19 protein-coding genes are annotated in these 21,309 nt (G+C 70.9%); 12 read left to right on the forward strand and 7 right to left on the reverse strand.

Features of this window, described 5'->3' with window-relative positions:
• Nucleotides 1-145: 145 nt before the first annotated feature.
• The gene (locus tag MVG78_RS02545; protein ID WP_247557933.1) at nt 146-958 is read right to left on the reverse strand and encodes an IS5 family transposase; all 813 of its coding nucleotides are present in this window, start codon (nt 956-958) and stop codon (nt 146-148) included.
• A 116-nt stretch (nt 959-1,074) separates the two neighbouring features.
• Here MVG78_RS02545 and MVG78_RS02550 point away from each other — a divergent pair, with 116 nt between their 5' ends.
• From MVG78_RS02550 to trmB, 5 genes are all read left to right on the forward strand, one after another.
• Entirely contained in the window at nt 1,075-1,737 is a 663-nt protein-coding gene (locus MVG78_RS02550; protein ID WP_247557935.1) for a hypothetical protein, read from the forward strand.
• A 90-nt stretch (nt 1,738-1,827) separates the two neighbouring features.
• The gene (locus tag MVG78_RS02555) at nt 1,828-2,319 is read left to right on the forward strand and encodes an Lrp/AsnC family transcriptional regulator (protein WP_247557937.1); all 492 of its coding nucleotides are present in this window, start codon (nt 1,828-1,830) and stop codon (nt 2,317-2,319) included.
• A gap of 325 nt (nt 2,320-2,644) precedes the next feature.
• Nucleotides 2,645-3,145, forward strand: coding sequence for a cysteine dioxygenase family protein (locus MVG78_RS02560; RefSeq protein WP_247557939.1), 501 nt, complete (start codon nt 2,645-2,647; stop codon nt 3,143-3,145).
• Between the two features lie 256 nt (nt 3,146-3,401).
• Nucleotides 3,402-4,589: a methionine adenosyltransferase gene (gene metK / locus MVG78_RS02565; RefSeq protein WP_247557940.1), complete on the forward strand. Its 1,188-nt coding sequence runs from the start codon at nt 3,402-3,404 to the stop codon at nt 4,587-4,589.
• Nucleotide 4,590: 1 nt separating this feature from the next.
• Nucleotides 4,591-5,349: a tRNA (guanine(46)-N(7))-methyltransferase TrmB gene (gene trmB / locus MVG78_RS02570; RefSeq protein ID WP_247557942.1), complete on the forward strand. Its 759-nt coding sequence runs from the start codon at nt 4,591-4,593 to the stop codon at nt 5,347-5,349.
• A gap of 382 nt (nt 5,350-5,731) precedes the next feature.
• Here trmB and hppD read toward each other — a convergent pair whose 3' ends face one another.
• On the reverse strand, nt 5,732-6,853 hold the full coding sequence (hppD, locus tag MVG78_RS02575) for a 4-hydroxyphenylpyruvate dioxygenase (RefSeq protein ID WP_247557943.1): 1,122 nt from the start codon (nt 6,851-6,853) through the stop codon (nt 5,732-5,734).
• A 116-nt stretch (nt 6,854-6,969) separates the two neighbouring features.
• Between hppD and MVG78_RS02580 the strand changes: the two genes are divergently transcribed.
• Complete coding sequence (locus MVG78_RS02580) at nt 6,970-7,452, forward strand: Lrp/AsnC family transcriptional regulator (protein ID WP_247557945.1); 483 nt, start codon at nt 6,970-6,972, stop codon at nt 7,450-7,452.
• On the opposite strand, the gene MVG78_RS02585 is transcribed toward MVG78_RS02580, so the two are convergent.
• Nucleotides 7,412-8,407: a LysR family transcriptional regulator gene (locus MVG78_RS02585; protein WP_247557946.1), complete on the reverse strand. Its 996-nt coding sequence runs from the start codon at nt 8,405-8,407 to the stop codon at nt 7,412-7,414. The genes MVG78_RS02580 and MVG78_RS02585 overlap by 41 nt on opposite strands.
• 260 nt (nt 8,408-8,667) lie before the next feature.
• On the opposite strand from MVG78_RS02585, the gene hutI reads away from it, so the two are divergent.
• The gene (gene hutI, locus MVG78_RS02590) at nt 8,668-9,915 is read left to right on the forward strand and encodes an imidazolonepropionase (RefSeq protein ID WP_247557948.1); all 1,248 of its coding nucleotides are present in this window, start codon (nt 8,668-8,670) and stop codon (nt 9,913-9,915) included.
• Nucleotides 9,915-11,282: a formimidoylglutamate deiminase gene (locus tag MVG78_RS02595; RefSeq protein ID WP_247557950.1), complete on the forward strand. Its 1,368-nt coding sequence runs from the start codon at nt 9,915-9,917 to the stop codon at nt 11,280-11,282. The genes hutI and MVG78_RS02595 overlap by 1 nt, the downstream gene beginning before the upstream one ends.
• Before the next feature lie 65 nt (nt 11,283-11,347).
• Here MVG78_RS02595 and MVG78_RS02600 read toward each other — a convergent pair whose 3' ends face one another.
• A complete protein-coding gene (locus MVG78_RS02600; RefSeq protein WP_247557952.1) occupies nt 11,348-11,836 on the reverse strand; it encodes an Lrp/AsnC family transcriptional regulator in 489 nt (162 codons plus the stop codon).
• A gap of 202 nt (nt 11,837-12,038) precedes the next feature.
• Here MVG78_RS02600 and MVG78_RS02605 point away from each other — a divergent pair, with 202 nt between their 5' ends.
• On the forward strand, nt 12,039-15,716 hold the full coding sequence (locus MVG78_RS02605; protein WP_247557954.1) for an indolepyruvate ferredoxin oxidoreductase family protein: 3,678 nt from the start codon (nt 12,039-12,041) through the stop codon (nt 15,714-15,716).
• 71 nt (nt 15,717-15,787) lie between these two features.
• On the opposite strand, the gene MVG78_RS02610 is transcribed toward MVG78_RS02605, so the two are convergent.
• Both MVG78_RS02610 and MVG78_RS02615 read right to left on the reverse strand, forming a co-directional pair.
• Nucleotides 15,788-16,294 carry a CsbD family protein gene (locus MVG78_RS02610; protein WP_247557956.1) on the reverse strand — a complete coding sequence of 169 codons (507 nt, stop codon included), beginning with the start codon at nt 16,292-16,294 and terminating at the stop codon, nt 15,788-15,790.
• An 88-nt stretch (nt 16,295-16,382) separates the two neighbouring features.
• A complete protein-coding gene (locus MVG78_RS02615) occupies nt 16,383-16,640 on the reverse strand; it encodes a GlsB/YeaQ/YmgE family stress response membrane protein (RefSeq protein WP_247557958.1) in 258 nt (85 codons plus the stop codon).
• A 267-nt stretch (nt 16,641-16,907) separates the two neighbouring features.
• Between MVG78_RS02615 and MVG78_RS02620 the strand changes: the two genes are divergently transcribed.
• Both MVG78_RS02620 and MVG78_RS02625 read left to right on the forward strand, forming a co-directional pair.
• Nucleotides 16,908-17,909 (forward strand): polysaccharide pyruvyl transferase family protein, encoded by a 1,002-nt coding sequence (locus MVG78_RS02620; protein WP_247557960.1) that lies wholly within the window; start codon nt 16,908-16,910, stop codon nt 17,907-17,909.
• Nucleotides 17,906-18,877: a hypothetical protein gene (locus MVG78_RS02625; protein WP_247557962.1), complete on the forward strand. Its 972-nt coding sequence runs from the start codon at nt 17,906-17,908 to the stop codon at nt 18,875-18,877. The genes MVG78_RS02620 and MVG78_RS02625 overlap by 4 nt, the downstream gene beginning before the upstream one ends.
• Here MVG78_RS02625 and rsmI read toward each other — a convergent pair.
• Nucleotides 18,856-19,815: a 16S rRNA (cytidine(1402)-2'-O)-methyltransferase gene (gene rsmI / locus MVG78_RS02630; RefSeq protein ID WP_247557964.1), complete on the reverse strand. Its 960-nt coding sequence runs from the start codon at nt 19,813-19,815 to the stop codon at nt 18,856-18,858. The two genes, MVG78_RS02625 and rsmI, sit on opposite strands and share 22 nt — an antisense overlap.
• Before the next feature lie 221 nt (nt 19,816-20,036).
• Here rsmI and MVG78_RS02635 point away from each other — a divergent pair, with 221 nt between their 5' ends.
• The gene (locus MVG78_RS02635) at nt 20,037-21,062 is read left to right on the forward strand and encodes a penicillin-binding protein activator (protein ID WP_247557966.1); all 1,026 of its coding nucleotides are present in this window, start codon (nt 20,037-20,039) and stop codon (nt 21,060-21,062) included.
• Nucleotides 21,063-21,309: the final 247 nt, after the last annotated feature.

A 21,309-nucleotide genomic window follows, 5' to 3' on the forward strand; every position in this document is an offset into this window, starting at 1 on the left:
CCCCGTGAGGCAGACCAGCGGCCCATGATGTCCTCTCCGGCCCCCCCCACACGTCTCCTGGTAGCTTCCGGTCAATTCGCTGGCGACTCGCGCCCGCCAGAGATGCGTCACCAGATGCGCCACTCCCATGTTGGGGCGGGAACTTCTAGAGGCTGTTGTGGACCTGGGCGATTGAGGTGAGGTGCTTGAGCATGAGGCAAGCGAAGGCGACGAGGTGGAGGCCTGCGAGTGTTTCGGGGAGGCGTTCATAGTCGCGGACGAGGCGTCGGAAGCGGGTAGCCCAGGCGAAGGAGCGCTCAATGACCCAGCGCCTGGGCAGGAGGACGAAGCCGCGCTTGGCCTCGTGGTGGCGGACGACCTCAAGCTGGATGCCGTGCCTGGCGGCAGCCTCGGAGGGCTTCGGACCGGTATAGCCCTGGTCCACGAAGGCGATCTCGACGCTCTCGCCGGTGGCATTCTGGACGGCGTCGGCCAGGCGCCCGACCTCGGCACGGTCGTCGGCGGTGGCGGGCGTGACGTGCAGCGCCAGCAGGTGGCCGAGCGTGTCGACGGCCGCATGCACCTTCGAGCCCCGCTTGCGCTTGGCCCCGTCGTAGCCCGCCCTGGCTCCACTCTCGGGGGTGGAACGGAGCGTCCGGCTGTCCAGCACCGCCGCCGTCGGCTCGGCCGCGCGGCCTGCCTCCAGCCGCAGCACGACCCGCAGGTCGTGCACGATCGCCTCGAACACCCCGGCCGCCAGCCAGCGCCGGGCCTGGGCGTAGACGATGTCCCATGGTGGCAGGTCATTGGGCATCCAGCGCCAGGGCGCGCCCGTCCTGACCACATAGCGCAGCCCGTTGAACACCTCGCGCAAGGCGTGGCGCCGCTGCCCCGCCGCCTCGGGCAGCAGCACAAGATAGGGCGCAACCAGCGCCCATTCCTCATCAGATACGTCGGACGGATAGGACTTGCGGGTCATCCCGCAAATCTGGCCCTCCCATCAGTCCACAACAGCCTCTAGATAATGCCGGGATGCGCCCGCCCGCCCCGCTTTTCCCCCGCCTCGCATCCGGCGCCGGATTCGCCACCCGGCCCTTGCCCACCGCGCTCCTGCTTCTCTCCTTCCTGTCGGCTCCCTTTGCCGCGGGCAAGGCCGGGGCGCAGGGCCAGCTCCAGAACCAGCCCCAGAACAGGCCGGAGGCAGGCGCGGAGGAGATCGGCTCCTGGATCCTCACCTGCGCCGCCGACCGGATGACGGACCAGACGAGCTGCCGCCTGCTGAACCGGCGCCCGGCGGTGCCGGCCTCCGCGGGGCAGGCCGCCCTGACGCTGGAGGTGGTGCGGCGTGGCGGCAGGCTGGTGCCGGCCGTCACCGCGCGGGACCTGACGATCGAGGGGATCGGGCGTGGCCTGCTGGCCTTCACCGGCACGGCGCAATTGCGCTTCCCGCCGAACCGCTTCTTCGAGATGCCCTGCGGTCTGGAGGGCCGCTCCGTGGTCTGCGCGCCGCGGGCGGAGGATGTGGAGCGCGCGGCCGCCGAACTGCCGGCGGCGGAGCGCGCCCTGGTGCGGATCGCCGGACTGGTGCCGGAGGAATCGGACTCGGTCGAGCCCACGGATCTGCACCTGTCCCGCACGGGCGAGGCCCTGGCCCGCTTCCGTGCCCGTGCGCCGGAAGGACCGGGCACGGCCGAGCCTTCCGGCGGCTTCGACCTGCGGGACATGCTGGGCCGCGTGATGCGCTTCCTGAATCCCTGATCCGCCCGCTCGCCCCCCTGCTTGCCCTGGGCGGGGCCGCTTGCGAGCCTCTTGTGACGCCTCAGCCCTCAGCCCATGGAACCTCGCCGAATGAGCTCTCGTGACAGGGTGGTGCTGGACGCCTTCGACAAGCGGATTCTCGCGGCCTTGCAGGCCGATGCCACCCTGCCCGTGGCCAAGGTGGCGGAGATGGCGGGGCTTTCCCCCACCCCCTGCTGGCGGCGCATCCAGAAGCTCGAACAGGCGGGGGTGATCCGCAAGCGGGTGGCGCTGCTCGACCGCCGCAAGCTGAATGTCGGCGTCACGGTCTTCATCGCCATCCGCACCAGCCAGCACAACGCCGCCTGGCTGGAGCGATTCCGCCGCGCTCTCGCGGACATACCGGAGATCGTGGATTTCTATCGGATGAGCGGCGAGATCGACTACCTGATCCGGGCCGTCGTGCCGGATATCGAGGCTTATGACGGCGTCTACAAGCGGCTGATCTCCGCCGTGGACCTCACCGACGTCACCTCCATGTTCGCCATGGAGGAGCTGAAATCCACCACCGAGGTTCCACTGGACTACGCCGCCGAGGAGTGAGCCGCCGGCGCGCGGTCCGGGACGGGACGCGAGAACGCAGCGCCGAAAGAAAAGAGAGGTGTTCACCGCCATGGCGTGGGGAAGAAAAACCCCATCCATATGCCGCAACCGGGATCATTTTCGCTGACATTCCGACCGATTCGATATTTACATCCAAATTCCGGCCTTTTGTGGGTACAATTTTCCAGGACACTCCCTATTCGGGCGGAACTTGGCAAAAATCCACCCTTCCGCTGCGCCTAGGATCACTCGTCCGGGTTGTCCCGCGCCGTCGGCTCGCGTCCGACGGCATGGGACGTCCGATGCCGAGCAGGATCACCGCCACATGTTCATCGCCCAGACCCGCACCGCCCTGGACCGTCTCCTGGCCGAGATCGCCCTGGCCGCGCGGGCGCCACTGGAAGCGCGCCCCGCCGCGGTGGCGGAGGTGCTGGGCGAGGCGATGGCCGACCCGCAGCTCCTGCTCGGCCGGCACCTTCCGGGCCGGGCCGAGGGCTATACCCGGCATCTGCTGCAGGCCGATCCCGCCGGGGAATACGCCGTGGTGGCGCTGGTCTGGCGCCCCGGGCAGATGAGCCCGGTGCATGCCCACCGCACCTGGTGCGCGCTCGGCATCCATGGCGGCATCCTGACCGAGAGCTTCTACACGCTGGAGGAGGATGGCGACCCTGTCCCGGCGGCGACCTTCCTGCGCCGCCCCGGTGAGACCAGCCATGGCCCGGCCGACCCGAAGCTGGTGCACCGCCTGGCCAATCTCGGCTGCCGGGACGCTCCCTGTCCATCCATGTCTATGGCGTGTCCTTCGACCGCTTCGGCGATGGGGTGAACCTCGTCTACGCGCATTGATGCGGCGCAGCGTGAAAACGTCCTTTTTTCTGGACAGATCGACGCTTTGAGGACAGTTTGCGCCCAAGGCCCGGCTCCAGCCGAGCGGCTGCCGGGAATTTGACGCGCATCCGACGCAGGACTGCCCGCCAAGCTTTCGGTTGACCCCTCCTGGGACGGCTGCGAAACACACTCGCCCGCCGGTGACCCGGGGTGGCGCCGTGCAACCAATCGCGACAAGAGGACGAATCCACGCCATGCGCGACAAGGGCGAATACCTTTTTACCTCCGAATCCGTTTCGGAAGGCCACCCCGACAAGGTTGCCGACCGCATCAGCGACACCGTCCTGGACGCCTATCTCACGGCGGACCCCTACGCGCGCGTCGCGTGCGAGACGCTGGTCACCACCAACCGCATCATCCTGGCCGGCGAGACCCGTGGCCCCGGTTCGGTGACGCCGGAATACCTGATGCACCTCGCCCGCCTCGCGGTGCAGGACATTGGCTATGACCAGGAAGGCTTCTCCTGGCGCAACGCGCATGTCGAGTGCCACCTGCATGCCCAGTCCGCGCATATCGCGCAGGGCGTGGACGCCTCCGGCAACAAGGACGAGGGCGCCGGCGACCAGGGCATCATGTTCGGCTATGCCTGCACCGAGACGCCCGACCTGATGCCGGCCCCGCTGTACTACGCGCACCTCATCCTGCGCCGGATCAGCGAGCTGCGCCGCAACAACGACAAGTCGGTCGCCGGCCTGCTGCCGGACGCCAAGTCCCAGGTCACGCTGCGCTATGTCGATGGCAAGCCGGTCGGCGTCACTTCCGTGGTGGTCTCCACCCAGCATGAGGATGGGCTGACGCAGGAGCAGGTCCGCGAGCTGGTCGCGCCGATCGTCGCCTCCTCCCTCCCCGCCGGCTGGACGGTGCCCGAGGACGAGCTCTACGTGAACCCGACGGGCACCTTCGTGATCGGCGGCCCGGATGGCGACTGCGGCCTGACCGGCCGCAAGATCATCGTGGACACCTATGGCGGCGCGGCTCCGCATGGCGGCGGTGCCTTCTCGGGCAAGGACCCGACCAAGGTGGACCGCTCGGCGGCCTATGCCTGCCGCTACCTGGCCAAGAACGTCGTCGCCGCCGGCCTGGCCGACAAGTGCACGATCCAGGTCTCCTACGCCATCGGCGTGAGCAAGCCGCTCTCGGTCTATTTCGACCTGCACGGCACCGGCCGCGACATCGACGAGACGAAGCTGGCCAAGGTCGTGAACGAGATGGTGAACCTGACGCCGCGCGGCATCCGGGAGCACCTGCAGCTCAACCGGGCGATCTATGTGCCGACCTCGGCCTATGGCCATTTCGGCCGCACCCCGGACGAGGACAAGGGCACCTTCACCTGGGAGCGGACGGATATCGCCAGCGACCTCAAGCGCGCCTTCGGCCGCTGAGATGACGGCCCCGGTCCTGGAGGACGGGGTCGCGGACCCCGCCTCCGGGGCCGCGGACCCGCATGACCCGCCCGTCGAGGGTGTTCCCAACCGGCTCTATGGCCGGCGCCGGGGGCATCCGCTGCGGGCGAGGCAGGAGCGGCTGCTGCAGCTCGCGGCGCCGCGCCTTTCCGCCGATCCCGGCCGCCTTGCCGATCCGGGCGCGCTTTTCGCGGCCCGGCCGGAGGAGATCTGGGCCGAGGTCGGCTTCGGTGGCGGCGAGCATGCAGAGGCTCTGGCCCGTGCCAATCCGCGAACCGGGCTGATCGCTTCCGAGGTTTTCGAGAACGGCATCTGCGCCCTCCTGTCCCGGCTGGTGCCGGAGGGAGAGGAAGCGGCGGCCCCTGGCCTGCCCAATCTCCGCCTCTGGACGCGCGATGCGCGCCACCTCCTGGCCAACCTGCCGGAAGGGGCGCTCTCCCGCCTCTACCTGATGTTCCCCGATCCCTGGCCGAAGTCCCGCCACGCCAAGCGGCGCTTCGTCCATCCCGCCATGCTGCCCCTCGTGGCCCGCGTGCTGCGCCCCGGTGGCGAATGGCGCATGGCCAGCGACCACCCGGTCTATCAGGCCTGGGTCGAGGAGGTCTTCGCGCCGCAGGATCTGTTCGAGCCCGTGCTCGATGTCTGGGAACGCCCCGCCGACTGGCCCGGCACCCGCTACGAGGCCAAGGCCCATCGCGAAGGCCGCCACCCGCGCTACTGGATCTGGCGCCGGCGCTGAGCGTCGTTCCGGCGTTGTTCTGTCCCTCCGGGGGACAAGGCTCCGCCGTCGACGCAGTGCGTCGACCCCCCGGACCCCCTTATCAGCCAGGAAACTGGTCAAACGTATACGTTTGACCCTGGACCTTCCGTTCGTTGGCGCCTGCTGACACCGGATCGCGCCGGAGAGCATCGCTCTCCGGCGACCACGGGTGCCGCCAGCGCGGAGAAGGTGTTTTTCTTCTTTACGGGAGCCCTGCTGATCCGCCTGCTCTCAGGGATGGGGCGCCAGGCTGACGGCCACCACCAGCGCCAACGAAAGCCCGGGGTCCGGCGGGAGAGGCAGGGCCTCTCCCCCGGCGGGTCGCCACGAAGCGCGACGGCGAGCGAGACTGCCGCCCGGATCAGGTCGCCGCGTGTGCCGCGGAGAGGACGCCGCGGCGGAGCTGGTCTTCCTCGATGCTCTCGAACAGGGCGCGGAAATTGCCTTCGCCGAAGCCGTCATCGCCCTTGCGCTCGATGAACTCGAAGAAGACCGGGCCGATGACGTTGCCGGAGAAGATCTGCAGCAGCAGCCGCGCCTTCTTGTGCTCCACCACGCCTTCGCCATCCACCAGGATGCCGTTCCTCTTCAGCCGGGCGAGGTCCTCGCCATGGCCTGGCAGGCGCGCGTCCACCTTCTCGTAATAGGTGTCGGGCGGCGCGGGCATGAAGCTCAGCCCGGCCTCCCGCAGCCCCTCGATCGTGCCGTAGATGTCGTTGCAGCCACAGGCGATGTGCTGGATGCCCTCGCCCTTGTAGGCGCGCAGGTATTCTTCGATCTGGCTCTCGTCGTCGGCGCTCTCGTTCAGCGGGATGCGGATGCGCCCGTCGGGGCTGGTCAGCGCGCGGGAGAAGAGGCCCGTGTACTCGCCCTTGATGTCGAAGTAGCGGATCTGCCGGAAGTTGAAGAGCTTGCTGTAGAACGCGTACCAGTGGTCCATCCGGCCGCGATAGACATTGTGCGTCAGGTGGTCGATGTAGAAGAGCCCGGCCCCCTTCGGGAAGGGCTCGCGCTCGCCCAGCCAGTCGAACTCGGCGTCATAGACCGAGCCGTTCTCGCCATACCGGTCGATGAAGTAGAGCAAGGACCCGCCGATGCCCTTGATCGCCGGGATGCCGATGGTCTTCGCGCCATCGGCGGGGTCGGCCGGCTCCGCACCCAGTTCCAGCGCGCGGCGATAGGCGTGCTGTGCGTCCACCACGCGGAAGGCCATGGACGGCACGCTCGGCCCATGGCTGGCCGCGAAACGCGTGGCGTGGCTGCCGGGCTCCTCGGTCAGCAGGTAGTTGATGTCGCCCTGGCGGTAGAGGGTGCTGCGCTTCGTCCTGTGCTTCGCGACGGCGCTGAAGCCCATCTGGCGGAACAGGGCGTGCAGCTTCTCCGGCTCCGGATGCGCGTATTCGACGAAGCCGAAGCCGTCCGTGCCCATCGGGTTCTGCGCGCTGATCTCGGCACGCGGCGCGTCATGCGGGAAAGGTCCCATTCCTGGATATCCTCCGTTCTGACACGGAGTGTGCCGCCGGGAAGGCGCAAGCTGCTTGCGAAGCCGCGCCGACAGCCCTTTACCGATGCACGATTCATGCGCGAAGATCCGCATTCATGCACGAATCTCCCTCCATGGATGCGCTCGACCTCCGCCTGCTGCGGGCTTTGCAGGAGGATGCGCGGCTGACCAACCAGCAGGTCGGGGAGCGGATCGGCCTGTCCGCCTCGCAATGCTCGCGCCGACGGGCGGCGCTGGAGGCGGCCGGACTGATCCGCGGCTACCATGCCGAGCTGGATGCGGAGCGGCTGGGGCTGCACCTGCTGGTCTTCATCCAGGTCACGCTGGCCAGCCACAGCGGCGACAATGCGCGCCGCTTCCGCGACCTCGTCTCGCGGCTGGAGGAGGTGCAGGAAGCCTATGCCATGACCGGCGATGCCGACTACCTGATCAAGGCGGTGGTGCCGGACCTCAAGGGCCTCTCGGTGCTGGTGAATGACGTGCTGCTGCCGCATGAGAGTGTGGCGCGGGTCCGCTCCTCCATCGTGCTCGACCGGCTCAAGGCTTCCGGCAGCCTGCCCCTCGGCCGGCGCGGCTGAGGGGCGGCCGCTCGCGGGGCTCAGGGCTGCTGCCCGCCGCCGCCAGATCGTCCCAGGGCCAGCCGGTGCGAAGCTTCCCGCGCAGGAAATCCAGGAAGAGGCTGAGCCGGGGTGTGGCGAGGCGCCCATGCGCGTGCACCGCCTGCAAGGGCGGCCCGGGGACGTGCCAGCCGGGCAGGACGATCTGCAACCTCCCCTGCTTCACCTCCGGCCCGACCTCCCAGATGGATTTCACCAGCAGCCCGGCCCCGGCCAGGGCAAGGGCCTGGGCGACCTCGCCATGGTCGGCGCTGGCCACGCCCGTGACCTGCACCGGTACCTCCTCGCCCTCCCGCGACCGGAAGCGCCAGTGGTCCTGGGGCGCGTCGCCGGACAGGATGCAGTCATGCTGCTCCAGATCCCGCGGATGCGCCGGCTGGCCCCGCCGCGCCAGATAGGCGGGGGCGCCGCAGACGACGCGGTGGTTCGGGGCGAGCGGATGCGCCAGGATCTGGGAATCGGGCATGGCACCGAAGCGGATGGCCAGGTCGAAGCCACCGGTCATCAGGTCCACCATCGTATCCGTGGCGGCGAGGTGGATGCGCATTGCCGGGTGCAGGCACAGGAACTCCGCGATCAGGGGAGCCAGGATGCGCGTCCCGAAGGCGACGGTGGAGGTGATGCGCAACTGCCCGATCACCTCGCCCCGGCGCAGGGCCAGGGCAGCCTCCATCTCGTCGATCTGGGCCAGGATCCGCCGGCAATGGGCCTGGAAGTCGCGCCCATCCTCGGTGAGGGCGAGATGCCGTGTGGTGCGGCTCACCAGCCGCATGCCGAGGCGCTGCTCCAGCCGCGCCAGGCGCTTGCTGACGACCGGCAGCGACATGCCGAGCTCACGGGCCGCCGCGGTCAGGCTGCCCATCTCGGCGACCCGGGCGAAGACCGTGATATCGACGAGATTCTCGACGATGCGCATGCCGGTCGTTCCTCCCCTTGCGGCGGCCCCGCAAGAGGCGGGCCTGCGTTTTTACCCCGTAACGACGCGAGGGCCGTATTGTCACCCTGTCACCCGCGATCTGTCCCTGCCTGTGTCAGGCAGCCTCCCGCGGCATGGGCCGGGAGGAGGCCGGCGGGCCGGAAATGCTCTAGCTTCCCCTTTCCAGGTCCTCGCCACTCCAGGGCGGGGGCGCAGGGCCGGGGCCCGGGCGGTGTTCCAGGGGGAAAGGACAGGATGCGATGACCGAAGGGCGCCGTTTCGATCGCGTGTGGCTGGGGGGCAGGCTGCTGACCATGGCGCCGGACAGCCGTGGCGCGGCTGCGGGAGAGGCCGCCACCCTGGCGGGCTGCGGCGTGGTGGAGCGGGGCGCCATCGCCAGCCGGGACGGGCGGATCGCCTTCGCGGGGCCGGAGGACGGGCTTCCCTCCGGCTGGGAGGCCGGGGAGGTCCTGCGCCTGGAAGGCCGCTGGGTCACGCCAGGGCTGGTGGATTGCCACACCCATCTCGTCCATGGCGGCGACCGCGCGGCGGAGTTCGAGGCACGGCTCGCCGGCGCCACCTATGCCGAGATCGCCCGCGCCGGGGGCGGCATCCTGTCCACCGTGCGCGCCACGCGGGCGGCGGATGAGGACGCGCTGGTGGCAGGCGCCCTGCCCCGGCTCGACCGCCTGCTCGCCGAGGGCGTGACCACGGTGGAGGTGAAGTCCGGCTATGGGCTGGAGACGGAGACCGAGCTGCGGATGCTGCGCGCCGCGCGGCGGCTGGGCGCGGCGCGCGATGTCGGCGTGGCCACCAGCTTCCTCGGCGCCCATGCGGTGCCGCCGGGGATGGAGGCGGAGGACTACACCACCCTGGTCTGCGGCACGATGCTACCCGCCGTGGCGGCGTCCGGGCTGGCCGATGCGGTGGATGTGTTCCACGAGAGCATTGCCTTCTCCGCCGCGCAGACTGAACGGGTCTTCGCCGCCGCGCGGGCCCATGGCCTGCCGGTGAAGCTGCATGCCGACCAGTTGGAGAATGGTGGCGGGGCGGCGCTGGCGGCACGCTGGGGGGCGCTCTCGGCGGATCACCTGGAATGCGCGGACGAGGCGGGGGCCGACGCCCTGGCACGCGCGGGCACCGTGGCGGTGCTGCTGCCCGGCGCCGCCTATACGCTGCGCGAGACCAGCCGCCCGCCGGTCAAGGCGCTGCGGCGGCATGGCGCCCACATCGCCGTGGCAACGGACTGCAATCCGGGAAGTTCGCCGCTCACCTCGATCCTGCTGGCGATGAACATGGCGGCGGTGCTGTTCCGCCTGACCGTGCCGGAATGCCTGGCCGGGGTGACGCGCGAGGCGGCGCGGGCGCTGGGCCTGCTGGACCGGATCGGCACGCTGGAGGCGGGCAAGCGCTGCGACCTCGCCATCTGGGACATCGAGCGGCCGGCGGAGCTGGTCTACCGCCTGGGCTTCAACCCGCTCCACAGCCGCGTCCGGGGAGGAAAGTGATGCGCCTTCTGGCCGAAGCCGCCTTGCTGGACGGCGAGATCCGTCGCGACGTCGCCATCACGCTCGATACGGAGGGGTGCATCGCGGGCGTGGCCGCGGAGAGCGAGGCGGCGGAAGGCGACGAGCGCCTGTCCGGCCTCGTCGTGCCGGGGATGCCCAACCTGCACTCCCATGCCTTCCAGCGCGCCATGGCGGGGCTGGCCGAGCGCGCCGGGCCGGAGGGCGACAATTTCTGGCGCTGGCGCGAGGTGATGTACCGCTTCCTCGCCGTGCTGACGCCGGAGGATGTCGAGGCCATCGCGGCGCAGCTCTACGCGGAATGCCTGCGCCAGGGCTACACCGCCGTGGCGGAGTTCCACTACCTGCACAATGCGCCGGACGGCACGCCCTATGCCGATCCGGCGGAGATGGCGCGGCGCATCGCTGCGGCGGCCGGGGTGGCGGGGATCGGGCTGACCCTGCTGCCGGTGCTCTACCGCCACAGCCAGTTCGGCGGGGCGGAGCCGGCGCCGGGGCAGCGGCGCTTCGTCCTGCCGGTCGAGACCTGGGCGGCGATCTGCCGGGAGGCCGCCTCCTGGCCCGGTGTGACGGCCGGCGTGGCGCCGCATTCGCTGCGCGCCGTGACGCCGGAGGAACTCTCCGCCAGCCTGGCGCTCGCGGCGGAGCTGGGCCCCGGCACGCCCATCCATATCCATGTCGCGGAACAGGTGAAGGAGGTCGAGGACTGCCTCGCCTGGAGCGGCCAGCGCCCGGTGCAATGGCTGCTCGGCCATGCGCCGGTGGATGCGCGCTGGTGCCTGATCCATGCCACGCATGCCGATCCGGCGGAAACCCTGGCCCTGGCACGGAGCGGCGCCGTGGCCGGTCTCTGCCCCACCACCGAGGCCAATCTCGGCGACGGCTTCTTTCCCCTGCCGGATTTCGCCGCCGCCGGCGGGCGCTTCGGCATCGGCACGGACAGCAACGTCTCCACCAGCCCCATCGAGGAGTTGCGCTGGATGGAATACGTCCAGCGCCTGCGCCATCGCGCCCGCAACGTCACCGAGACGCGGGCCGGCGCCTCGGTGGGCCTCGCCCTGCTGGAACGCGCGGCGCGGGGCGGCGCCCAGGCGCTGGGCCAGCCCATGGGGCGCCTCGCGCCGGGCTGCCGCGCCGATCTCCTGGTGCTGGACACGGAGCACCCGGCCCTGGTCGGACGGGAGGGCGACGCGCTGCTGGATGCCTGGGTTTTTTCCGGCAACACCACGCCGGTCCGCGACGTGATGGCTGGCGGGTGCTGGGTGGTGCGCGACGGGGTGCACCACCGTCAGGCCGAGATCGCCACCCGCTTCGCCCGGGTGATGCGGCGGATTCGGGATCTGGCCTGAGACGGTGCGCCTGTGGCTGGCCCCGGGGGCAAGCCTCCGCCCGGGGCCGGATACCGGCGACGGCGTCATGGCACCAGGGCTTGCGGACCCGGCAGCGGAAGCTCCGTCGTCGTCTTGATCTCCGACATCACGATGCTGGAGATGATCTCGCGCACGCCGGGAAGCTGCGACAGGTGGTGGCGGTAGAGACGCTCATAGGCATCGACATCCGGCACCACGATCCGCAGCAGGTAGTCCGTCCCGCCCAGCAGCGAGAAACAGTCCAGCACCTCTGGCCGGCGCCGCACCGCCTCCTCGAATCCCGGCAGCGTGTCGCGGCCATGGGTGGCGAGCTTCACCTGGGCGAAGATCATCAGCTCCAGACCAAGCAGCTTCCGGTCCAGTAGTGCCACGCGGCGCCGCACCAGCCCCGCTTCCTCCAGCCGCCGCACGCGGCGCCAGCAGGGCGCCTGGGAAAGCCCGACCTGCTCGGCCAGTTCGGTGCTGGAGAGCGAGGCGTCGCGCTGCAATGCGGCAAGAAGCCGCAGGTCGATGGCATCCAGGGCTATGCGCATATTCCAATCGCCGAATTGGCTCCGGAGGGAAGAACCATGCCCGATCTTCCCGCCAGAGGCGGGTCGACGCAACGAAAGATGAGAAATACCGCTGTAAGATAAAAGTCAAAAGAAGCAGGAGAGGCGTCCATGCAGCGATCTGTCGCCCGCGTTTCACCTCTTGCCGCCAGGGGAGGATTCCTGGCCGGTGGAGACCGGCGCCATGCTTGACGCGCCGCTTCCCGCAGCCGCCCCGGCCCAGGGAAAGCCCACGGGGCTCCGCTACCTTTCCGGCATCCAGGCGCTGGTGCAGCTTCCGATGCTGCAGCGCGAGCGCGATGCCGCGGCCGGGCTCGACACGGCGGGCTTCATCTCGGGCTATCGTGGCTCGCCCCTGGGCGGGCTGGATCAGGCCCTGTGGAAAACCCGCAAGGCGCTGGAGGAGCACCGCATCCACTTCCAGCCCGGGCTCAACGAGGATCTCGCCGCCACCGCCGTCTGGGGCACGCAGCAGGTCAACCTCTTTCCCGGCGCGAAGCATGCCGGTGTCTTCGGCATGTGGTACGGCAAGGGCCCCGGCGCCGACCGCACCATGGACGTGTTCAAGCATGCCAATGCCGCCGGCACCTCGCCCTTTGGCGGCGTCATCGCCGTGGTGGGCGACGACCACGGCGCCAAATCCTCCTCCCTGCCGCATCAGAGCGACCATATCTTCGCCGCCGCCATGATGCCGGTGCTGAATCCGGCCGGGGTGCAGGAGATCCTGGATTTCGGCCTGCATGGCTGGGCCATGTCGCGCTTCTCCGGCTGCTGGGTGGCGCTGAAGGTCGTGGCGGATACGGTGGAAACCTCCTCCGGCATCTCGCTCGATCCCTTCCGCGTCGCCACGCGGATCCCGGAGGACTTCCCGTTGCCGCCCGACGGGCTCGGCATCCGCTGGCCGGATTCGCCGCTGGCACAGGAGATGCGGCTGCAGCGCCACAAGGCCTATGCCGCCATGGCCTATGCGCGGCTGAACGGGCTGAACCATGTGGCGATCGACAGCCCCCGCGCGCGGCTGGGCATCGTCACCACGGGCAAGTCCTATCTCGACGTGCGGCAGGCGCTGGACCAGCTCGGCATCGATGATGCCCAGGCCGCCGCGATCGGGCTGCGCGTCTTCAAGGTCGGCATGCCCTGGCCGCTGGATGCCGAGGGCGTGCGGCACTTCGCCGAGGGGCTGGAGGAGATCCTCGTCGTCGAGGAGAAGCGGCAGGTCATCGAGTACCAGCTCAAGGAACAGCTCTACAACTGGCGCGAGGATGTGCGCCCGCGCGTCATCGGCAAGTATGACGAGAAGGGCGAGTGGGAGCTGCCTGTGCATGACTGGCAGCTTCCCGCCGCGGGCGAGCTGACGCCGGCGCTGATCGCCCGCGTCATCGCCCGCCGCATCGGCCGCTTCCACGATCTGCCCTTCTCCCTCGGCGAACGCATCCGGGAGCGCCTGGCCTTCCTGGCGGCGAAGGAGGAATCCCTCGCCCGCCCGCGCACCACGGCGCAGCGCGTGCCGCATTACTGCTCCGGCTGCCCGCACAACACCTCCACCGTGGTGCCGGAGGGCAGCCGGGCGCTGGCGGGGATCGGCTGCCACTACATGGCCACCTGGCTGCGCGCCGAAAGCACGCAGACCTTCTCCCATATGGGAGGCGAGGGCGTGGCCTGGATCGGGCAGGCGCCCTTCACCGAGACAAAGCACGTCTTCGCCAATCTCGGCGACGGCACGTATTCGCATTCCGGCCTGCTCGCGATCCGGCAGGCGGTCACGGCGGGCGTGCCGATCACCTACAAGATCCTTTTCAACGACGCGGTGGCGATGACCGGCGGCCAGCCGGTGGAAGGCACGCTCACCGTGCCGCAGATCGTGGCGCAGGTGCGGGCCGAGGGCGTGGAGCGTGTGGTCGTCGTGGTGGACGACCTCGCCCGCTATGACGGCGTGACGCTGCCGAAGGACGTGCCGCTGTTCGAGCGCCATGCGCTGGACCGGGTGCAGCGCGACCTGCGTGAATATCCCGGCGTCTCCGTGCTGGTCTATGACCAGACCTGCGCCGCCGAGAAGCGCCGCCGCCGCAAGCGCAAGCTGATGGCCGACCCGGCGCGCCGCGTGGTGATCAACGAGCGCGTCTGCGAGGGCTGTGGCGACTGCTCGGCCAAGTCCAACTGCATGTCCGTGGTGCCGGTGGAAACGGAGTTCGGCCGCAAGCGGCAGATCGACCAGTCCTCCTGCAACAAGGATTTCTCCTGCCTCGACGGCTTCTGCCCCTCCTTCGTCACGGTGGAGGGCGGGCGGTTGCGCAAGGGCAAGGCGCTGGCCCCGATCGGCGGGCTGGGTGCCTCGGGCGGCCAGACCTCGGTGGAGGGCAAGGGGGATGCGCCCGCCGCCCCGGCGGAAGCCGCCGCCAGCAGCCGCTCCTGGGCGGACCTGCCCGAGCCGCCGAAGCCGGCGCTGCGCGAACCTTATGGCATCCTCGTGACCGGCGTGGGCGGCACCGGCGTCGTCACCATCGGCGCCCTGCTCGGCACGGCGGCGACGCTGGAGGGCAAGGGCATCTCCGCCCTCGACATGGCCGGGCTGGCGCAGAAGGGCGGGCCGGTCTGGTCGCATCTGCGCATCGCCGCGCGGCAGGAGGAGATCCACGCCGCCCGCCTCGCCGCCGGGGAGGCGCATCTCGTGCTGGGCTGCGACATCGTCGTGGCCGCGGCGGAGGAAAGCCTGACGCGGATGCGCGCCGGCCTCACCCGCGCCGTGGTGAACAGCGACTTCTCCGTCACCAGCGACTTCGTGCGTGGCTTCGCGGCGCAGGCGCGCAGCGGCGACGTGGCGCGGCACCGCGACCCGCAATTCCCGCTCGCGGAGATGGAGCGGCAGATCGCCGAAGCCTGCGGCGGCGAGGGCGCGGCGGGCTTCGTCGGTGCCACGCGGCTCGCCACCGCGTTGCTGGGCGATTCCATCGCCACCAATCTCTTCATGGTGGGCTATGCCTACCAGAAGGGGCTGATCCCGCTGGAGGCCGGCTCGATCCTCAAAGCGATCGAGATGAACGGCGCCGCGGTGGCGATGAACCAGAACGCCTTCCAGTGGGGCCGGCAGGCGGTGCTGGACCTGGAGGCGGTGGAGCGCGCCGCCGATCCGCCGGAGCGCCACGTGCCCTCGCTGCACCTCTCCGCCACGCTGGAGGAGCGGGTGGAGCGCCGGGTGAAGGAGCTCACCTCCTACCAGGATGCCGCCTATGCCCGCCGCTACAGGGAGCTCGTGGCGCGGATCAGGGCGGCGGAGGCGGAACGCGTGCCGGGCCATGGCGAGCTGGCCGAGGCGGTGGCGCGCTATCATCACAAGCTCCTCGCCTTCAAGGACGAGTTCGAGGTGGCGCGGCTCTTCACCGAGACCAGCTTCCTCCGCCGTATCGAGGAGCAGTTCGAGGGCGGCTGGCGCCTGAACTTCCACCTGGCGCCGCCGCTCTGGGCGCGGAAGGACCCGGAGACCGGCGAGCCGCGCAAGCGGAGCTACGGTCCCTGGATGTTGCGTGCGCTGCGCGTCCTGGCGCGGATGCGCCGCTTGCGCGGCACGGTGCTCGATCCCTTCCGTCACAGCGCCGACGGGCGCCTGCACCGGGAGATCCTGGCCGGGTACGAGCAGGACATGGAGGAGGTGCTGCGCCGCCTCAACCCGCATAACCACGCCGTGGCGGTGGAACTTGCCGCCCTGCCGGAGCAGATCCGCGGCTATGGCCCGGTGCGGGAACGGCATCTCGCCCATGCCCGCAAGCGCCGGGTGGAACTCCTGTCGCGCCTGCGTGGCGAGGAGACTGCCCGGACCCGCCTCGGCGATCCGGTCAGGGGGCCACAGGTGGTCATGGCAGGCTGAGCCTCCCCTAAACGGGTCCGGCGCCCGGAGGATACCCCCGGGCGCCGGATCGTACTGTCATGGGGGAAGGATCAGAGCCGGTCGGAGGTCAGCCGGCCGATGACGAAGCCCAGCACCCCGACGATGGCCAGGGAGAGCAGCGGGCGTTCCTTGATCGTCTCGCCGGCCTGGCCCGCCTTCTCGCCGATCGTGTCCCGCGCCTGGTGGGCATAGTCGCTGGCCTTGTGGGCGGCGTCGCTCAGCGCGGGCTTCACGCGTTCGCGCATCAGTTCCTCGACCTGGGCGCGGAGGCGGGCGATCTCGCCACTCGCCCCTTCCGCCGCGTCGCTCACCGCGGCCTTGGCCTGCTCATAGCCCTCGCCCGCCTTCTCGGAGAGCCTGGCGGCCCCCTCCTTCGCGCTGTCCGCGGCATCGGAGACGGCGTCCTTGGCGTCGCCATAGGCCTTCTGGGCCTTGCCGGAGAGCTGGTCGGCCTTGCCCTCGGCCTGGGTCTTGGCATCGCCGGTCACCTTGCCGACGGCTTCCTCGGCCTTGCCGCCGAGGTTCCGGGCCGTGCCTTCGATCTTGTTCTCGTCCATGTCCGTGTCTTCTCCGGAGATCTGCTGGGAAACTTGCCTGCAGGGTTCTGGTTGCGGCCCGCCGGGGGCGCGCGGCCCCCGGCCGCCCTCAGACGGCCCGCCGCCCGGCTACTGCGTGGTAGATCAGCAACACGATGATCGCGCCGATCACGGCCACGATCATGCTGTAGATGTTGAAGCCGGTCACACCGGCCCCGCCGAAGGCGCTGAACAGCCAGCCACCGACCACGGCGCCGACGATGCCGAGCACGATGTCCAGCACCACACCCGAGCCGGTCTTGTTGACGATCTTGCTGGCGATGAAGCCGGCGATCAGTCCGAGGATGAGCCAGCCAATAATCGACATGTTCCGCTCCAGATGACTGCGCGGCGGGCCTCTCCCTGGAGGCTGCCATACCGGCAACAAGCGCGCAGGCCGCCCCGGGTTGCCATGCGGGCCATACAAAGCATGCGGGCGATCCGAGGCCGGTCCGGCTGCCGAAGGCTCACCGCCCCGGGAAGCCTCCCCTCGCGGCCGGTCCCGGAATCAGGTTGTGGAAATCCACGCTCCTCTCGCGCGATGCGCGAGGTTGCCTCTTGCGCGGCAGGGCCGGGCCATGCGACCCCCCATGCCATGCGCACCGCCTTCATCGGCGCCTATGGCTACGGCAACCTGGGCGACGAACTCTGCCTCATCGAGGCGATGCAGGAATTCCCGCCGGAGGAGGCCTTCGCCTTCACCCAGAATCCGGCCTGGACGCATCGCTGCGTGCCGGGCCTCGCGGGCACCTTCGCCACGCTGGAGGAGATGCTGGCGCTGGCCCCGCAGCGCGTCGTCTATGGCGGCGGCGGTATCGGCGGACGTGCGGATTTCGAGGAGTACCTGCCCTGGATGGCGGCCGCGATGGACCGCGGCATCCCCGTCCACATCCACAATATCGGCATCGCCCGCATCGCCGGGGCGGGCATGGAATACGGGCCGGGCGAAGGCTGGCCGCATCCGCTGCTGGGCCGGGTGCTGGAGAACCTCGCCTCCTTCACCGTGCGCGACCACCGTTCGGTGGACATGGTGGCGGAATGGGGCGTGCCGGTGGTGCCGGGCGTCACCTGCTATCCGGAGCGTGCCATCGCGGCGGAGGGCGATCTGGCGGAGGCGATCCTGCCGCGCGGGCGGAAGCTGCTCGGCATCTCCATCATCAACACGAACCAGATGGCGCGCTGCCTGGAGGCGGATGGCGGCACGGTGCGCGCCCTGCTCGCCCGCTTCCCGGAGCATGCGGTGGTGCCGATCTGCTCCACCCTGCATGTGGATTCGGACGAGGAGGATGACGGCAGCGGCTTCCACCGCTTCGCCCGGATGTTCCTCCAGGACCGCGAGATCGTGGCGCCACAGCTCACCGAGCGCGGCTTCTGGGGCAGCGAGGTCACGCCACGCCGGCTGAAGGGCATCGTCGCCCGGCTGGACAGGCTGATCTCCCAGCGCAAGCACAACTGCATCCACGGGCTGGGCGCCGGGGTGCCGACCATCGGCCTCTCGCCGATGGAGGATGACAGCGTGCGCCGCGTCTTCGTGACGCTGGCCAACCAGCTTCCCCCCGGCTCGGCCTGCATCGGGCTGGAGGAGCGGCCCTCATGACCCAGGGCGTGATGCAGGAACCCACTCTCTTCCTCGGCGAGTTCGGGCGCGGCGACCTCGCGGGCGAGGCGCTGCAGCAGGCCGCGGCACCCCTGGGCCGGGCCGCCATCGTCGCCACCGACGATCCGGAGGCGACGGCGCGCATCCTGCCGCACGCCACCCTGCTGCCGCCCAATACCCCGACCCCGCCCGAGGCGCGCCGTGCCCTGCTGACCGGGCCGATGTCGGACCACAACCGGGCGGTGGACCTGATCCTGCGCCTCGGCCTGCTGCGCCAGCGGGGGCTGCGGATCGGGTTGCGCAGCCTGTCCCTCTTCCCATGGGGCCCGCTCTACCGCCCTGCCCCGGAGGTGCGCGCCGTGCTGGAGGTGCTGGACGAGGCCAGTGCCCGTGACCACCGCACGCTGGGCTCGATGGTGGAGTGGCGCTGCCCCTGGTGGGCGGGGCTGGAGGCTTTCCCCGAGGGCGACCTGTTGCCGGAGCTGCCGCCTCCCCTCCCCGCGGACCTGCCCGCCGGCCCGAGGCTGGGCCTCTCGGTCAGCGACAGCCAGAAGACGCGCGAGGTCTTCGCGAAGCACGAGGCGCTGGTCGCGGAATACCTCGCCCCCTATGACGGCTGGACCGTGATTCCCCTGCCGGTGGTGCGGCAGGGGGAGGGCGGCAGCGACGATCTGCGCGCCATCCGCGACTGCGCCGCCCGCTTCCTGCCCCGTTCCCCGGTCTTGGAGACCGGGCCGGAGGATGTGGCGTCCTGGCGGCGGGAGATGACGCCCGCCCGCCTCAAGGGCTGGATCGCCAGTTGCGGCCAGGTGATCGGTGGCCGCGACCTGCCCGTCGCCTTCGCCGCCAGCGCCGGCATCCCCTGCCTCGCTTTGGCGCCGCATGCCGACCACGAGGCCGGCCGCGCCGCGGGAAGCCTCGCCAACCGCCTCGCGCCCGGCAGCCGCTACCGCGTGCTGCCGAGTTGAAGGGCGCGGCTGTAGACCTGCCGCCTCGGCAGGCCGGTGGCCGTCGCCACGATCGCCGCCGCGTCGCGCAGGGAGGCCCCGGTGGCCAGGGCGCGGCGGATCTGCGCATCCAGGTCGGCTTCGCCGGGGACGGCCTCCTCCGGCGCCGGCCCGACCACCAGCACGATCTCCCCCCGCGGCGCATGCACGGCGTAATGCGCGGCGAGCTCGCCGAGGCTGGCGTGGCGTACCTCCTCGAAGCGCTTGGTCAGCTCCCGCGCCACCGCCGCCGGGCGCTCCGACCCCAGCCCCTCGGCCAGGGCGGCCAGCGATTCGGCGAGGCGGTGTGGCGATTCGTAAAGGATCAGCGTTGCCCGCAGCCCGGACCGCTCCAGCCCCGCGATGCGGCCGATCTCGACGCCGCGCGCCGCCGCCTTCGCCGGCAGGAAGCCCTGGAAGAGGAAGGGATGCGGCGGCAGGCCCGACAGCGTCAGCGCCACCAGCGCCGCGTTCGGCCCCGGGACGGCGGTGACCGGCAGGCCCGAATCGATGGCGGCGCGGGTCAGGCGGAAGCCGGGATCGCTCACCAGCGGCGTGCCGGCGTCCGAAACCAGGGCCAGCCGGGCACCGGAACGCAGCCTTTCCAGAAGCCGGGGCACCATGCTCGCCTCGTTGTGGTCGTGCAGGGGGATCAGACTGGTCCCCACCCCCTGGCGCGCGAGCATGGGTCCGGTCACCCTGGTGTCCTCGCAAAGGATGGCGTCCGCCCCCTTCAGGGTGGCGATGGCCCGTGGCGAGAGGTCCCCCAGATTGCCGATCGGGGTGGCCACCAGAACAAGGCCCGGAGGGGTGGCGCCGGAGCCACCGCCCGGCGAGAACCCGGGGGAAGCGTCATGTGTCTCTTCAGGAGGAAGCTCAGCCGGTGAAGCCGCAACCCCCTCATCCCCGTCGCCGGCCATTTGGGAATTCCCCATCCCGGTCCCCGTCCTGGTCCCCATTCCGGCATCTCCCGCTGCTGGCCGCGCTCCTCGCACTCGGCGCCTGTGCCGCGCAACCCCGCAGTCCCGCCGTCGGCCCCTATGCGCCCGGCGCCACCGCCCCCGGCGCGCCCGAACCGCCGCGCGCCAGGGTCGCGCTGCTCCTGCCCCTGTCCGGCAGCCAGGCGCCGCTGGGCCAGGCCATGCTGAACGCCGCCACCCTGGCCCTGTTCGAACAGGCCAGCCCGGGCGTGGACTTCGTGCCGCACGACACGCGCGGCAGCGCGGCCGGGGCGGCCGAGGCGGCGCGGGCGGCGGTGGGCGAGGGCGCGCGGGTGATGGTCGGGCCGCTGACCTCGGGCGAGACCAACGGTGCCGCCGCCGTGTCGCGCGCCGCCAGCATCCCGATGCTGGCTTTCACCAACGATGCGAATGTCGCGGGCAACGGCGTCTGGACCCTGGGCGTGACCCCGGCGCAGCAGGTTCGCCGGCTGGTCAGCGCCGCCACCACGGCCGGGGTGCGGCGCATCGGCCTCGCCGCGCCCGGCGGGGCCTATGCGCAGCAGCTTTCCGCCGCCCTGCGCACCGCCAGCCAGGAGGCGGGGCTGCTGCCTCCGCTGATCTCCACCTATCCCGCCGGCGCCCTGCCGGCCATGGCGGCCAAGGACCTCGCCGCCCGGCTGAAGCCCGCCGCGCCGGCCGTCGCCACCGACCCCACCGCGCCGCCCCCGCCCGTGGCCGTGCCGGAGGCCGATGCGATCGGCATGCTGATCCTGGCCGAGGGCGGCAGCCGGGCGCGGCAGTTCGCCGCCGCCCTGGCCGAGGCCGGGGTGGTGGTGCCGCCGCTGCGCCTCGCCGGCACGGCGCTCTGGGCCCAGGACGCGGCCACGCTGGGGCAGGAGACCGCCCTGGCCGGCGCCGTCTTCCCCGGGCCGGACAACACGGCGCATGAGCAGTTCAACAACCGCTACCGGCAGGCTTTCGGCGACACGCCGCCGCGCCTGGCCGCCGTGGCCTATGACGCCGCGACCGTGGCGGCCCGGGCCACCCAGGCTGGGCCGAACGCCCCCGCCACCCTGCCGATCGGGGAGATCGTGCTCGGCGCCGATGGCGGCCTGCGCCTGAGCCCGGATGGCCAGACGCAGCGCGCCCTGGCCCTCTACGCGCTGCAGCCGGGTGGCGAGCCGCGCGTGGTGGAGCCGGCCACCCTGCCCGAGGCCGGGTTCTGACCGGAGGCCGGACCGGGGGAAGACCTCCCTGGTCCGGCTCCCGCACGGCACGGCCGGCGCACCGCGCGGCCCTTTCCTCCAGATGACCCCAGCCTGACAGATCCGTCACATCTCCTCTGCTGCCAGCGCATTCTGCTATCTGATATAGTAGTTGCGGCCATCATGGGGCGTGACCCTGCGCCCGGCGCATGAATGGACCAAGCGGGATGGCCCGGCCGAGGCGCCGGGATGTCTGGAAAGCCGGAGG

The sequence above is a fragment of the Roseomonas gilardii subsp. gilardii genome (assembly GCF_023078375.1).
Classification (GTDB): domain Bacteria; phylum Pseudomonadota; class Alphaproteobacteria; order Acetobacterales; family Acetobacteraceae; genus Roseomonas; species Roseomonas gilardii.